Raw genomic sequence first — 14,061 nt, 5'->3', positions numbered from 1 at the left:
TAGAATTCTTCAAAGAAAATAAGCCTATTGACCATGCCATTCAAGAGCCGGACACTCAAGAAATCATGCAAAAACGGTCAGCAAAGCGCGTCGATTTCCTCGTTCGTCAGCGTGTCCGGCAGGATGGTCACCGGAATGGGAAATGCCGCTCCACGCCCCGCCACGGACGAGACTAGCGGTCCCGGCCCCTCCTTGGCCGAACCCGCCGCCAGAACAAGAATCGCGACGTCGCGGTCTTCCTCGATGACGGCGTTGATCTGCTCTGCTGAACCGCCCTCGCGGATAACGATTTCCGGCTCTATACCAATCGTTTCCCGCACCGTCTGGGCCGCCTTGGCAACCACGGCCTCGGCCTCCTCGCGCGCCTCGGCCCGCATGATCTCCTCGACGCCGAGCCATTGCTGGAAATCGCCTTCCGGAATGACATAGAGCAGGACGAGCCCGCCATTGGAATTCTTCGCACGCCGCCCGGCATAATGGACGGCACGCTGGCATTCGGGTGTACCATCGATCACCGCCATGAACTTGCGGCGATGACCTTCGAGCCGTGAGAGTCGCTTCGATACCATGCACCAGAGTCTGCCATTGGACCCGGGCGTTTTGCAAGCCCCCTAATCGATCGGAATAATCGACTTATCGATCAATCTTCCGTCAGTACAGGAAACCGATGATGTCCCGGACTTCCTTCATGGTCGCTTCGGCGCGAGCCCCGGCGCGCTCGTTGCCGCTGCGCAGGATGGCATCGATATGGCTCGTGTCATCCATCAAGCGGCGCATCTCGGCAGTGATCGGTGAAAGCACGTTGACAGCGAGGTCGACAAGCGCCGGCTTGAAGACGGAAAACTGCTGGCCGCCGAATTCGGAAAGCACTTGCGCCTTCGTCTTGTTGGCAAGCGCTGCGTAGATGCCGACGAGATTGTCGGCTTCCGGACGGCCCTTCAAGCCGTCGACCTCGCCCGGCAAGCCGTCCGGATCAGTTTTTGCTTTGCGGATCTTCTTCGAAATCGCGTCTTCGTCATCCATAAGATTGATGCGCGACAGGTCCGACGGATCGGATTTCGACATCTTCTTGGTGCCGTCGCGCAGAGACATGACGCGCGGCGCGGGTCCGTCGATCAGTGGTTCGACCATTGGGAAATAGGCATGAACCGGCTCGTCGCCGACCACGATATCGATGCCGTAGCCGGCCCGGCGGATATGATCCTGATAATCGAGGTTGAACTTCATCGCGATATCGCGGGAAAGCTCAAGGTGCTGCTTCTGGTCGTCGCCAACAGGCACATGGGTGCCACGATAGACGAGGATGTCGGCCGCCATCAGGCTTGGATAGGCGAGCAGACCAAGCGAGGCATTCTCGCGGTCCTTGCCGGCCTTGTCCTTGAACTGCGTCATGCGGTTCATCCAACCGATGCGGGCGACGCAATTGAAGATCCAGGCAAGCTCGGCATGCTGCGGCACGGCCGACTGGTTGAAGACGATGTGTTTTTCCGGATCGATGCCCGAGGCGATGAAGGCAGCGGCGATCGAACGGATCTGACCCTTGAGGTCGTCATGCACGAGCTGGGCGGTGAGCGAGTGCAGGTCGACGACGCAATATATGCAGTCATTGCCTTCCTGCAGGGCGACGAACTTGCGGATCGCACCAAGATAATTACCGAGATGCAAATTGCCGGTCGGCTGCACGCCGGAGAATACGATTTTTTTAAATTCGGTCATGTCGTCCTCAACAGGCTGGTGGAGGGCCCCAGGGCAGTGCGTCGCCCATGTTGCGTGACGGGCTTATGCACGGTGGTAGGCTTATGATCAAGAGGCCGGCAATCAAGAGGCCGGCGATGCGGCATGTTGGATCAGATCCCATGTGTTGCCGTAAAGATCCGCAAAGACGGCAACGATGCCGTAAACTTCGTGACGCGGTGCTTCCAGAAAACGGACGCCATGGCTCACCATCGCGGCGTGATCGCGGGCGAAATCGTCGGTTTCGAGAAAGAAGCCGACCCTCCCGCCGGTCTGGTTGCCGATGGCCGCTTTCTGGGCGTCGCTTGCGGCCTCGGCCAAAAGAAGTGCTGCCCCGTTGCCGCCCTTCGGCTTGACCACCACCCAGCGCTTGCCCTCCGGCTGAACCTCATCTCGCAGACATTCGAAACCGAGCGCCCGGCAATAGAAGTCCTTTGCCCGATCATAGTTGTCGACGACGAGAGTGACCAGGAAGAGCGATTGATCGGCCATAGTTGCTTCCATCAGAAGTTTTCGCCTTTTCGCAGAATTTTTGATTGAATCTACCTCAAATTGATGAGGCGATTTCATCATAAATTAGTATCAGAATCCATTGAAAAGCGATTTTTGAGATCAATTTTCTCCAAATTCAATCGTTCCGGAACCGAAGCGATTGAACATTTTTGGAGGAATTGTCATGCATCATGCCTTTTCCGTTGCTCTTGTTGGTCTGTTTACCCTTGCCTCCGTCGCCACAGCGGACGGAGAAGACGATGAGAAGCCTGTTACGCGTATTCGCGAGCATCAGGTATCAGTCACTTACAGCCTGCAGACGGTTAGCGTCCGCGCCGGCTGCTTTCCCGCCAAATTGAAATTGATCCTTGCCCATATTGCCGCCACGACAGGACGACGCCCATTGGTAACGTCCGGCTACCGGCCACACTCTGGCCGAAGCGGCTCATATCATCGCAAGTGTATGGCCGCGGATATCAGAATACCGGGCGTATCCGCGGGGAGAATCATCGCGGCTGCAGAAAGCGCTCCTGGGATCGGCGGCCTCGGCAGCTACTGCAATGGCATCGTTCATGTCGATATCGGTCCCAAACGTCGCTGGGGTGGCTGTCGACGGCATTGAAGCGACCTGTATCGCAATGACTAACAATAACTAAGAAGGCCCCTTCTCATCCTTCCTTTTTGGCGGGCTCCGAAGTGGCGGCAGCTGGCTTGCGGTTCAAGTTCCTTCTGATCATGCCAAGGTCGGCGCCACCAATCACGAAGGCCGTGGCGAAATAAACGACCATGGCGATCACGATGAGCAGACCGAGCGTGCCGATCTTGGTTGCCAGATCGGCGCTCGATGCAAGCCAGGGCTCCCAGCGATGCCGAAGATACATGACGACAACCGCCATGACAGCTGATGCGACGATCAGCAGGGCGGCACGACGGGCAAGCGCCCATTCCCAGGTAAGATGGCCGCGACGCAGCAGCGTCGTGAACAGCAAAAGGGTGCTGATCCATCCCGCCGTCGTTTCGGCGATGGCTATGCCGGGCGCAGCGAAATAGGGAAACAGGCTGATTGCCAGCGCACAGTTGGTGAGCACTGCGATGCCCGTAAAGCGCATAGGCGTTTTCGTATCCTCGCGGGCGTAGAAACCCGGCTGCAGAGCCTTGATGAGAACGAAAGCCGGCAGACCCAAGCCATAGATCGCCAGAATGGAACCGACAAGCGTAGTATTCTGCTCATGAAAGGCGCCGCGCTCGTAAAGTACGCGGATGATTTCATCGGATAGGACCCAGAGCGCGAAGGCTGCCGGCAGCGTCAGGAACAGCACGAATTCGATCGAGCGGTTCTGCAGGTTGGCAGCCTCCCTGAGGTGCCCGGATTTCAGCGCCCGCGCCAACTCCGGCAGAAGCACGATGCCGACGGCGACGCCGACGACACCAAGCGGCAGCTGATAGATCCGATCGGCATATTGCAGCGCTGCGATCGCACCTTCCTTGCTGGAGGCAATTGCCTGGCCGATGAGCTGGTTGATTTGGGTGATGCCGCCGGTGACGGCGGCCGGGACGGCAAGGATCAGGAGCCGCTTCACGTTCGGCGTGAACCGAGGGAAGCGAAAACCGATGCTCATGCCGGCGTGCAGAACGCCTGCATAGACCACCACAAGCTGCAGAACGCCGGCGACAAGCACACCCCAGGAAAGATACCAGGCGGTCGCAAGCGGTTCGGCGCCGGTATAGAGCGCATAAAAGAGCGCTCCGATCATGACCACATTGAGAAAGACGGGTGCGATCGCCGCGGCAAAGAAATGATGCAGCGAGTTCAGCATGCCGCTCATCATCGCCGTCAGCGACATACACATGAGATAGGGGAACATGACGGCGGCCATGCGCACGGTGATGGAAAACTTCTCCGGATCATCGGCAAAGCCCGGCGCGATGATCCAGCGTACGAGAAGCGGCATCATCAGTTCCATGGCGATGGTAATCAGCAGCAGGACGGAGAAGAGGACGCCGAAAACCTCCTCCGAAAAGCGCTTGGCGCCTTCGACGCCATTTGCCTCGATTTCCTTGGCGAAAAGCGGCACGAAGGCGGCATTGAAAGCGCCCTCGGCGAAAAGCCGGCGGAAGAGATTGGGAAAGCGGAAGGCGGCATAGAAGACGTCCGCCATCGGGCCGGTGCCCAGCGCTGCCGCCATCAAGGTCTCGCGGGCGAAACCGAAGATGCGACTGCCGAGTGTAGCGCCGCCGACGGTGGCAAATTTCTTCACAAGGCTCATGCGGGTGAACCGGCTTTCTTTTCAACACTGGACGGACGGGCAGCCGGCGGCATAACGCCGGAATGGACGCGCTCGCGCGGCTCCTCCGGCGGCTCGCCGGCCATGACTGCCTTGAGCTGCGTGATGATATTGGCCCGCTTGCTGTCGCCGGAGATCTTCTGGCCAATAAGATCGGTAACGTAGAAGGTATCGATCACCTTTTCGCCGAAGGTCGTGATGCGGGCTGAATGAATATCGAGCGAAAGATCGGAAAGAGCAGCAGTGATTTCCGAAAGCAGACCGGTGCGGTCAAGGCATTCGACCTCGATCACCGAGAATTTGTTCGACAGGCTATTGGAGATGACCACCGACGGTGGGATGACGAAGGCCTTGTTCCTGCGGCGGCTCTTCGAGCGTGTAGCGATCACCTCCGGCAGGCGCTTGCGCCCGGAGAGCACGTCTTCAATCATCTTTCCGATCGTGCCAGCGCGGCGCAGCTCGTCTTCATCGGCAGCAAATTCGCGGTTGACATGAATGGTATCGAGCGCACGCCCGTCCGATGTCGTGAAAATCTGGGCATTGGCGATATTGGCGCCCGCCGCCGCACAGGCACCCGCGATGACCGCGAGCAGACGCGGATGGTCGGGCGAGAGCACGGTGATCTCGGTGATGGCATGGAAGGAATCCGTGCGCACCATAGTGGCGAGCGCCTGCCCGGCTCTGTCGGCCTGACGGATGAAATGGGCGTGCCTTACTTGGTCCTCCAGCGGAACAGAAAGCAGATAGGGCTGGTAGTGCAATCCGGCATAGGTCTTGCGCTCCTTCTGATTCCAATCGGAAAGTGCATTGAACAGCGCTTCGGCCGCCTGTTTGGCGCGCTCGCTGCGCGAGACTTCCGAAAAACCGCCAGCAAGCAGCAGTTCGGTTTCGTAATAAAGGGTGCGCAGAAGCTGCCCCTTCCAGCCATTCCAGACACCCGGACCGACCGCGCGGATGTCGCAGACCGTCAGAATGAGCAGCATCTTCAGGCGGTCGAGGGACTGAACTCGGTCGGCAAAGTCGGTCACCGTCTTGCGGTCGTTGATATCGCGGGTCTGGGCGACCATCGACATCGTCAGATGTTCTTCGATCAGCCAGACGACGAGTTCGGTTTGCTTCTGCGAAAGGCCGAAACGCGGGCAGAGCTTTCGCGCCACCTTGGCTCCCGCCTCCGAGTGATCCTCCTGGCGGCCCTTGGCGATATCGTGCAGCAGCACCGCGACATAGAGCGCCTCGCGGTCTTCGATCCCGGGCATCAACTTGTTGGTGAGGGGATGGATGTCGCCGGCCTTGCCCTTATCGATTTCGGAGAGGACGTCGACAGTACGGATAAGATGCTCGTCGACCGTATAGTGATGATACATGTTGAATTGCATCATCGCGACGATCTTGCCGAATTCAGGAATGAACCTGCCCAGCACGCCGGCTTCGTTCATGCGGCGAAGTATCAGCGCGGGATCCCGTTTCGATGTCAAAATCGAGAGGAAAAGGCGGTTCGCCTCCTCGTTTTCGCGCAGGTTGTTGTCGATGAGCGAAAGCGAGCGGGTAACACGCTTCAGCGCGTCCGGATGAAATTCCAGCCCACTGATATCGGCGACGTGAAAAAGGCGGATAATGCTGACCGGATCACGCTTGAAGACATCCGGATTGGCAAGCGCGATGCGACCGCGATCTTCGACGAATTCAATGCTGCCCGGGATCTTGCGCAGGCGATTGGCGAAGCGGCTGATGACGCCGGAAAGCCCGGGTGTAGCCTTGGCCTGCTGGTCTTCAAGCGCGGCGCAAAGGATGCGCGTCAGATCGCCGACATCCTTGGCGACGAGAAAATAATGCTTCATGAAGCGCTCGACGGCGGAAAGGCCGGGGCGGGCGTGATAGCCGAGCGCCTGCGCTATTTCCGGCTGGATATCGAAGGACAGCCGCTCCTCGGCCTTGCCTGCCAAAAAATGCATGTGGCAGCGCACGGCCCAGAGGAAATCTTCCGCCTTCTGGAAAAGATTATATTCATGCTTCGACAGGACGCCGAGCTGGACGAGCTCGGCAGCGTCGCGGACGTGATAGTAATATTTCGAGATCCAGAAAAGCGTGTGCAGATCCCGAAGACCGCCCTTGCCTTCCTTCACGTTCGGCTCGACCAGATAGCGCGTGTCGCCGGCCTTGCGGTGACGCTCGTCGCGTTCGGCGAGCTTGGCGGCAATGAATTCCGGGCCGGTATTGGTGGTGATTTCCTTGTCGAAGCGGGTTTCGAGCTCGTTTTCGAGCGACCGCAGGCCGCAAATATAACGCGCCTCCAGGATAGCGGTGCGGATCGTCATATCCGAGCGGGAGAGCGAAATGCACTCCTCGATCGTGCGGGTCGCATGGCCGACCTTGAAGCCCATATCCCAGAGCAGATAGAGAATGAACTCGACCGCCTTATGGACCTCCTCAGGCGGCTTCGGCAGGAAAAGAAAGAGGAGGTCGATATCCGAGCCTGGCGCCAAGGTATTGCGGCCATAGCCGCCAACTGCCGTTACGGCGAACCTGTCCTTCTGGCGCGGATAGATATGATCCGTGACTATGTCATAGAGCAGCGTGACGATTTGATCCTGCAGCCAGGAAATGCGATGGGCGCAATGAAGACCTCTGCCATCCTTGGACAATAATTTGCGCGCGTTGCCGCGACCTTCCTGACTCGCCCTCTTCAGGACCGTCAAGAGCCCGGCCCTGAGCTCGTCCCGATGGTTCGCAGTCCTGACGATGGCATCACATTCCGCCCGGAGCGCCACGACATCGAGGATTCCGGAAACATCGATCTCTTGCGTGGCCATGGGCCGGCCGGCGTCCTCTTTGCTACCCGCAACCCATTCGCGATGGGTGGGTCTTTTCGTCTGCATGCGCTATAGCCCTTTTGCCCGGCGATTGACACCGGATTTGTTACTGCATGAACCTTTAAATTTGGCGAAAAGGTGAAATACGGCTGCGAAAGAGGACGGCCTGTCGCCCGTGGCTCAGACGAGGCCGCTTCTGTCGCCGATCCTTCCGGCAATATTATAGAGCACCAGCCGAGCCTGGCCGGTTATCTGTTCCAGCAGTTCCCTTTCGCATTCCCAGTAACCTGCCTTGGCGATCAGGGAACCCAGTTCAGATATTCTCGAGCAGCAGCGAACGATCTGGAGAAGCCCGATCGGCGAGATCCATTCGGCGGGATGCTCGCCGCCGCACCTGCCCGCTGTTTCAAGGTGCGAAAAGGCATCGACCAGCCGCCTGACTTCCGTAAGAAGCTGTTCCATAAACATCGTCCGCCCCACCCTTATGCCGCGCTCGTATCGCTCAGCTTCTTTTTCAGGTCATATAGCGCGTCCAGCGCCTCACGAGGCGTCATTTCGTCCGGATTGAGTGCCTTCACGGTTTCCTCGAGCTTCGACGGTCCGCGCTTTCCGGTAGCTTCCTCACGACGGACGGCCACCTGAAAAAGCGGCAGGTCGTCGATCAGCTGGCTCGCGGGATTTTTCCGGTCGGCATCCTCCAGCCGGGTGAGGACCTCGCGTGCCCGCGCCACGACAGAAGGAGGCAAACCGGCAAGGCGCGCCACCTGGATGCCGTAGGAACGGTCGGCGGCACCGGGACCGACCTCATGCAGGAAGATGACGTCGCCATCCCATTCCTTGACACGCATGGTGGCATTCGAAAGACGGGCAAGTTTTTCCGACAACACCGTCAATTCATGGAAATGGGTGGCGAAGAGGCCGCGGCAGCGGTTCGCCTCATGCAGATGTTCGACGGCTGCCCAGGCAATCGAAAGGCCGTCGAACGTCGCAGTACCTCGGCCGATCTCGTCGAGTATCACCAGCGAACGGTCGGTCGCCTGATTGAGGATCGCGGCAGTCTCGACCATCTCCACCATGAAGGTGGAGCGGCCGCGGGCGAGATCGTCCGATGCGCCGACGCGCGAAAAGAGACGGTCAACGATACCGATATGGGCGGATGAGGCGGGAACGAAGGAGCCCATCTGCGCCAGGATGGCAATCAGCGCGTTCTGGCGCAGGAAAGTGGACTTACCGCCCATGTTCGGGCCCGTCAGCAGCCAAATGGCGCCGTCCCGGCCGTCCGTCTGTGGCGAAAGATCGCAATTGTTGGCAACGAAGGGCCCGGAAGACTGCCGGCGCAAGGCCTGCTCGACCACGGGGTGGCGGCCGCCGCCGATCGCAAACATCTTGCTGTCGTCGACCACAGGACGGCAATAGGCCTGCTCTTCCGCCAAGAGCGCCAGACCGGCGGCAACATCGATCACGGCAAGCGCCCGGGCGCCGGCCTTGATGGCTTCGGCGTCGGCCACGACGGCGGCGACCATCCGGTCGAAGACTTCGAGTTCGATCGTCAGTGCCCGATCAGCGGCATTGGCGATGCGGCTCTCCAGATCGGCAAGTTCAGTCGTGGTGAAGCGCATGGCATTCGCCATCGTCTGGCGATGGATGAAGCGCGCCTTGGCGTCCGCGGTGTCGGTCATGGAACCGGCATTGCCCGCGGTCACTTCGATGAAATAGCCGAGCACATTGTTGTGCTTGATCTTCAGGGACTTGATGCCAGTCTCTTCGGCATATTGAAGCTGAAGACCGGCAATCACACGGCGCGACTGATCGCGCAGTGCGCGAACCTCGTCCAGTTCGGCATTGGCGCCGTCCCGCAGGAACCCGCCGTCGCGCTTCAGGAGCGGCAGTTCATCCGCCAGCATCTCTGCAAGAAAGGCGCCGAGCCCCTCAGGCAGGGCAGATAGATCGGACACGGCTTGGCCCAGTTCTTCCGGCAGCAGCGCGTTGCGAAGCAGATTTGCGACGTCTCCAGCCGCGCCAAGCCCCTGCCGGATCGCCCAAAGGTCGCGTGGCCCGCCGCGGTCGAGCGCTAATCGCGACAGGGCGCGCGGCATGTCGGGCACATGTTTCAGCGCTTCGCGCAGATCGCCGCAGAGCGAGGGTTCCTCCAACAAAAATCCGATCGAGTCCAGCCGCTCGTTGATGCGCGTCGGATCGGTCAACGGCGACATCAGCCGCTCGCCCAACAGACGCGCCCCACCGCCGGTAACGGTCCGATCGATGGCCTTGAGCAGCGAGCCGTTGCGATCGCCCGAGAGCGTCCGCGCCAGCTCCAGATTGGCGCGGGTCGCCGGATCGATGAAAAGCGTGGAGGCAGCACTTTCGCGCTCCGGCTTGCCGAGCGGCGGCCGCTCGAAAATCTGCGTCTTCTCGACATAGGCAACAGCGGCCGCGGCAGCTGCAAGCTCGGCACGCGTGAACGAGCCGAAGCCGTCGAGCGTCGACACGCCGAAATAGCGCGCGATGCGCGTCTCAGCCGTCGCGCTGTCGAAGAGGACGGCCGGCTGGGGCACCGCAGTCCGACCGAGCACGTCGAAGACTGGCTTCAGCTCCGGATCGTGGAATATCGTATCCGGCAGAATGAGTTCGCGCGGATCAATGCGCAGGATATCCGCCAGAAGTCGCGAAGTCCCCGTCTCAGCAAGCCGGAACACGCCGGTCGAAATATCGATCCATGCGAGCGCCAGAAGCGGTTCGGCGCTGCCGCGAATACGCGCCAGGGCCATCAGATAGTTGGATTCCGATGGCGACAGCAGCTTTTCTTCCGTCAGCGTTCCGGGCGTGACCAGGCGGATCACGTCGCGCCTGACGACGGACTTGGAGCCGCGCTTCTTGGCTTCGGCCGGATCCTCGACCTGCTCGCAGACGGCGACACGGAAACCGAGCGCGATCAACTTCTGCAGGTAATCATCGGCGGCATGAACCGGGACACCGCACATCGGGATGTCCTGACCCATATGCTGGCCGCGCTTTGTCAACGTGATCCCGAGTGCGCGGGACGCATCGATCGCGTCTTCGAAGAAGAGCTCATAGAAATCGCCCATCCGATAAAATAGCAGCGAGCCCGGATTGTTGGCCTTGATCTCGATATATTGCTCCATCATCGGCGTTGCCGACGCGCGGCTCTCCTCCGAGGCGAGCTCGGCGGCCGTCAGGGCATCGATGCTTGCAATAATTCGTTCGTTCACGGAGGTGCAGTTTTTCCCAAAAAAAGAGGTGCCACCCTATCCGCGCGTCGCTATAGAAGACAACAGCAAACGGCGGCGGTTGAACCGTCGCCCACAGAAGCTTGGAGGATCGATGTCTATTGGTGAGAAAAAGGACCGCCCCGTGACAGGTGTTACGGAGCAGGAAGCGCTTGACTTTCATGCCCAAGGCCGCCCGGGAAAGCTGGAAATCAACCCGACGAAGCCAATGGCAACGCAGCGCGACCTTTCCCTCGCCTATTCGCCGGGCGTCGCCGTCCCGGTCAAGGCGATCGCCGCCGATCCGGGAACCGCCTATGATTACACGTCGCGCGGCAACATGGTCGCGGTGATTTCCAACGGCACAGCCATTCTCGGCCTCGGCAATCTCGGCGCGCTTGCCTCCAAGCCAGTGATGGAAGGCAAGTCCGTCCTCTTCAAGCGCTTTGCGGACGTCGATTCCATCGACCTCGAAATCGACACCGAGAACGTCGACGAATTCATCAACTGCGTGCGCTTCCTCGGCCCGTCCTTCGGCGGCATCAATCTTGAAGATATCAAGGCGCCGGACTGTTTCATCATCGAGCAGCGCCTGCGCGAGCTGATGGATATTCCCGTCTTCCACGACGATCAGCATGGTACGGCGATCATCGCCGCGGCGGGACTTCTGAACGCGCTGGAACTGACCGGCCGCGATCTCAAAACCGCGAAGCTCGTCTGCAACGGTGCGGGTGCGGCGGCAATCGCCTGCGTCGAGCTCATCAAATCGATGGGCTTCAATCCGGACAACATCATCCTCTGCGACACCAAGGGCGTCATATACCAGGGCCGCAGCGAAGGCATGAACCAGTGGAAATCGGCGCATGCGGTAAAGACCGACTGCCGCACCCTGGAAGATGCCATGAAGGGCGCCGACGTGGTCTTCGGCCTGTCGCAGAAGGGGGCGTTCTCCGCCGACATGATCCGCTCCATGGCGGACAGGCCGATCATCTTCGCCATGGCCAATCCCGACCCGGAAATCACGCCGGAAGAGGTCGCCCGTATTCGCGACGATGCGATCATGGCGACGGGTCGCTCGGACTATCCGAACCAGGTCAATAACGTTCTCGGCTTTCCCTATATCTTCCGCGGCGCGCTCGACGTGCGCGCCTCGACCATCAATGACGAGATGAAGATTGCCGCGGTGAAGGCACTGGCGAATCTCGCGCGCGAAGACGTGCCGGACGATGTCGTGGCCGCCTACCAGGGCAACAGGCCGCGTTTCGGACCGCAATACATCATTCCGGTGCCCTTCGACCCACGCCTGATCTCAGCCATTCCGGTTGCTGTCGCGCAGGCGGCGATCGAGACCGGCGTGGCGCGTAAAGTGATCACCGATATCGGCGGCTATGCGCGCGAGCTCTCGGCGCGCCGCGATCCGATCGCATCAACGCTCGCACGCCTCTACGAAAGGGTGCGGCGCCATCCCAAAAGGGTGGTTTTCGCGGAGGCCGAAGAAGAGCAGGTCATGCGCGCGGCCATGTCCTATGCCAACCAGCAGCTCGGCACCGCGATCCTGCTCGGTCGCGAGGACCTGATCCGCGCGACGGCGGAACGGGCCGGCATCGACCTCAGCCGACCAGGGCTCGAGATCGTCAATGCCCGTATCTCGACCCGCGTCGAAGCCTATATCGATTATCTCTATGCACGGCTGCAGCGGAAAGGCTACCTCCACCGCGACGTCCAGCGCCTGATCCACAACGACCGCAACCATTTCGCTGCCTGCATGGTGGCACTCGGCGATGCCGACGGCATGGTGACGGGCATCACCCGCAACTATTCGACGGCGCTCGATGACGTGCGCCGCTGCATCGACGCGAAGCCTGGACACCGCGTCATCGGCGTCTCGATGGCGCTCTGCCGCGGCCGCACGGTCTTCGTCGCCGATACCGCCGTCCACGACATGCCGACGGCCGAGGAACTGGCGGATATTGCCGAGGAGGCAGCCGGGCTTGCGCGCCGCATGGGCTATCCGCCTCGTGTCGCCATGCTTGCCTATTCGACCTTCGGTCACCCCTCGGGGGAACGTTCGGAACGGGTGCGCGAGGCCGTGAAGATCCTCGACAAGCGGCGCGTTGACTTCGAATATGACGGTGAGATGGCGGCCGACGTGGCGCTCAACCGCAAGTTCATGGAGCTCTATCCCTTCTGCCGGCTGTCGGGACCGGCCAACGTGCTCGTGATGCCGGCCTTCCATTCGGCATCGATCTCCACGAAGATGCTGCAGGAACTGGGTGGCTCGACCGTAATCGGCCCGCTCCTCGTCGGCCTCGACAAGTCCGTGCAGATCACCTCAATGGGCGCCAAGGACTCCGACATCGTCAACATGGCTGCAATCGCCGCCTATGCGGCCGGCTCCTGAGCCGATCTCCTCTCTTAAGCCTTCGTGCCGCATGTCTGACGGCTTTTGCGTTCGGGTGAAATCACCTGAACGCAAAAGGATTTTAAAGAGTTAGTTGTCGGGACGGATCGTCTGCTCCGCTTCGGGATCAGCTCGCGAAACGGCCGGCGTCGGCACCGTAGTAATTCAGATAACGGTCGGAAATGCTAGCGATCGGCAGGACGATCAGGACGTCCGTCGTGTTGAAGGCCTGGTCGACCACGGCACCGGAGCCGACCATGGCGCCGAGACGCAGGTAGCCCTTGACGAGCGGCGGCATCGCCATCAGAGCCCGCTTCGGATTGATGGCTTCATTCGGCATCAGGTCCATATCGCGCGCCAGATTTGGCAGAGCCTCGACGGCCCATTCATTCTTCGCAAGTGCATTGTGATGGAGGAATGAGAGGGCAAGGGCATGGCTTTCCGGATAAACGCCGGGAAAGGACGCGCAGCCGAACATGGCGCTCATGCCATGCTTCAGTGCATAGGCCCAGTTGCCCTGCCAGAGCAGCTCAACAGTCCGCTTGGTGCGGTATTCGGGCAACACGCAGGAACGCCCCAGTTCCATGAAGCGCTTTTCCGGATGGCGGGCAAGCAGAGCGTCGATGGCGTATTCCGACGAGGAGTAGAAGCCGCCATTAACCATCGCGACTTCCTGACGCAGGAGCCGGTATGTTCCGACGATCTGATCCTCGGCATCTCCTTCGATGGAGCGATCAAGGACGAGGAGATGATCGCAGATCGCGTCCCAGCCATCGACATCGCGCTGCCTGCGCATCGCATCCGGAGGAAGCTGAGCCTTCATCTCCTCGACGAAAACACGATAGCGCACCGACTGCGCAGCGTCGATCTCACGCTCGGAGCGCGCCAGACGTGTTTCCAGATTTCCAATACGGCCAAGCACATCGCCACCAGCTGCAACAGCCGACGTGGACCGGACGGCTTCGCACGCAGTATCATGATTCAAGATATCGATAGACATGGCGACTCTCCCGCTACCGGTTGATATAACGCCATAAACCACTTCTATGCGACAGGAAAGTGACATGGGGTTGTCACAAAAGCAAGAAGCGTGCCGACCCGGGACGGCACGT

At 60.1% G+C, this 14,061-nt stretch carries 10 protein-coding genes; 2 read left to right on the top strand and 8 right to left on the bottom strand.

From position 1 onward, the window contains the following. Positions 1-77: 77 nt before the first annotated feature. From AAE029_RS14985 to AAE029_RS14975, 3 genes are all read right to left on the bottom strand, one after another. On the bottom strand, positions 78-569 hold the full coding sequence (locus tag AAE029_RS14985; protein WP_371073653.1) for a universal stress protein: 492 nt from the start codon (positions 567-569) through the stop codon (positions 78-80). Positions 570-651: 82 nt separating this feature from the next. Then, complete coding sequence (gene trpS / locus AAE029_RS14980; RefSeq protein WP_371073652.1) at positions 652-1,716, bottom strand: tryptophan--tRNA ligase; 1,065 nt, start codon at positions 1,714-1,716, stop codon at positions 652-654. A gap of 102 nt (positions 1,717-1,818) precedes the next feature. After that, positions 1,819-2,226, bottom strand: a complete 408-nt coding sequence (locus AAE029_RS14975) for a VOC family protein (protein WP_371073651.1) — start codon at positions 2,224-2,226, stop codon at positions 1,819-1,821. A gap of 184 nt (positions 2,227-2,410) precedes the next feature. On the opposite strand from AAE029_RS14975, the gene AAE029_RS14970 reads away from it, so the two are divergent. Beyond that, complete coding sequence (locus AAE029_RS14970) at positions 2,411-2,848, top strand: YcbK family protein (RefSeq protein WP_371073650.1); 438 nt, start codon at positions 2,411-2,413, stop codon at positions 2,846-2,848. Positions 2,849-2,894: 46 nt separating this feature from the next. On the opposite strand, the gene murJ is transcribed toward AAE029_RS14970, so the two are convergent. From murJ to mutS, 4 genes are all read right to left on the bottom strand, one after another. Next, the gene (gene murJ / locus AAE029_RS14965) at positions 2,895-4,493 is read right to left on the bottom strand and encodes a murein biosynthesis integral membrane protein MurJ (RefSeq protein WP_371073649.1); all 1,599 of its coding nucleotides are present in this window, start codon (positions 4,491-4,493) and stop codon (positions 2,895-2,897) included. After that, positions 4,490-7,387, bottom strand: a complete 2,898-nt coding sequence (locus AAE029_RS14960; RefSeq protein ID WP_371073648.1) for a [protein-PII] uridylyltransferase — start codon at positions 7,385-7,387, stop codon at positions 4,490-4,492. The genes murJ and AAE029_RS14960 overlap by 4 nt, the downstream gene beginning before the upstream one ends. 114 nt (positions 7,388-7,501) lie before the next feature. Beyond that, positions 7,502-7,783 (bottom strand): hypothetical protein, encoded by a 282-nt coding sequence (locus AAE029_RS14955; RefSeq protein WP_371073647.1) that lies wholly within the window; start codon positions 7,781-7,783, stop codon positions 7,502-7,504. A gap of 20 nt (positions 7,784-7,803) precedes the next feature. Continuing rightward, a complete protein-coding gene (gene mutS / locus AAE029_RS14950) occupies positions 7,804-10,467 on the bottom strand; it encodes a DNA mismatch repair protein MutS (protein WP_371073838.1) in 2,664 nt (887 codons plus the stop codon). Between the two features lie 196 nt (positions 10,468-10,663). Between mutS and AAE029_RS14945 the strand changes: the two genes are divergently transcribed. Continuing rightward, on the top strand, positions 10,664-12,949 hold the full coding sequence (locus tag AAE029_RS14945; RefSeq protein ID WP_371073646.1) for an NADP-dependent malic enzyme: 2,286 nt from the start codon (positions 10,664-10,666) through the stop codon (positions 12,947-12,949). A gap of 127 nt (positions 12,950-13,076) precedes the next feature. Here AAE029_RS14945 and AAE029_RS14940 read toward each other — a convergent pair whose 3' ends face one another. Then, complete coding sequence (locus AAE029_RS14940; RefSeq protein ID WP_371073645.1) at positions 13,077-13,949, bottom strand: GNAT family N-acetyltransferase; 873 nt, start codon at positions 13,947-13,949, stop codon at positions 13,077-13,079. Positions 13,950-14,061 lie beyond the last annotated feature (112 nt).

This window comes from Sinorhizobium sp. CB7 (assembly GCF_041357635.1).
GTDB lineage: Bacteria > Pseudomonadota > Alphaproteobacteria > Rhizobiales > Rhizobiaceae > Rhizobium.
The sequence above is the reverse complement of the archived record's forward strand: the minus strand, read 5'-3'. Positions and strand labels throughout refer to the sequence as shown.

Coding starts and splice junctions, on each gene's coding strand:
- AAE029_RS14985 (WP_371073653.1), bottom strand. CDS start 569: ATGGTATCGAAGCGACTCTCACGGCTCGAAGGTCATCGCCGCAAGTTC.
- trpS (WP_371073652.1), bottom strand. CDS start 1,716: ATGACCGAATTTAAAAAAATCGTATTCTCCGGCGTGCAGCCGACCGGC.
- AAE029_RS14975 (WP_371073651.1), bottom strand. CDS start 2,226: ATGGCCGATCAATCGCTCTTCCTGGTCACTCTCGTCGTCGACAACTAT.
- AAE029_RS14970 (WP_371073650.1), top strand. CDS start 2,411: ATGCATCATGCCTTTTCCGTTGCTCTTGTTGGTCTGTTTACCCTTGCC.
- murJ (WP_371073649.1), bottom strand. CDS start 4,493: ATGAGCCTTGTGAAGAAATTTGCCACCGTCGGCGGCGCTACACTCGGC.
- AAE029_RS14960 (WP_371073648.1), bottom strand. CDS start 7,387: ATGCAGACGAAAAGACCCACCCATCGCGAATGGGTTGCGGGTAGCAAA.
- AAE029_RS14955 (WP_371073647.1), bottom strand. CDS start 7,783: ATGGAACAGCTTCTTACGGAAGTCAGGCGGCTGGTCGATGCCTTTTCG.
- mutS (WP_371073838.1), bottom strand. CDS start 10,467: ATGATGGAGCAATATATCGAGATCAAGGCCAACAATCCGGGCTCGCTG.
- AAE029_RS14945 (WP_371073646.1), top strand. CDS start 10,664: ATGTCTATTGGTGAGAAAAAGGACCGCCCCGTGACAGGTGTTACGGAG.
- AAE029_RS14940 (WP_371073645.1), bottom strand. CDS start 13,949: ATGTCTATCGATATCTTGAATCATGATACTGCGTGCGAAGCCGTCCGG.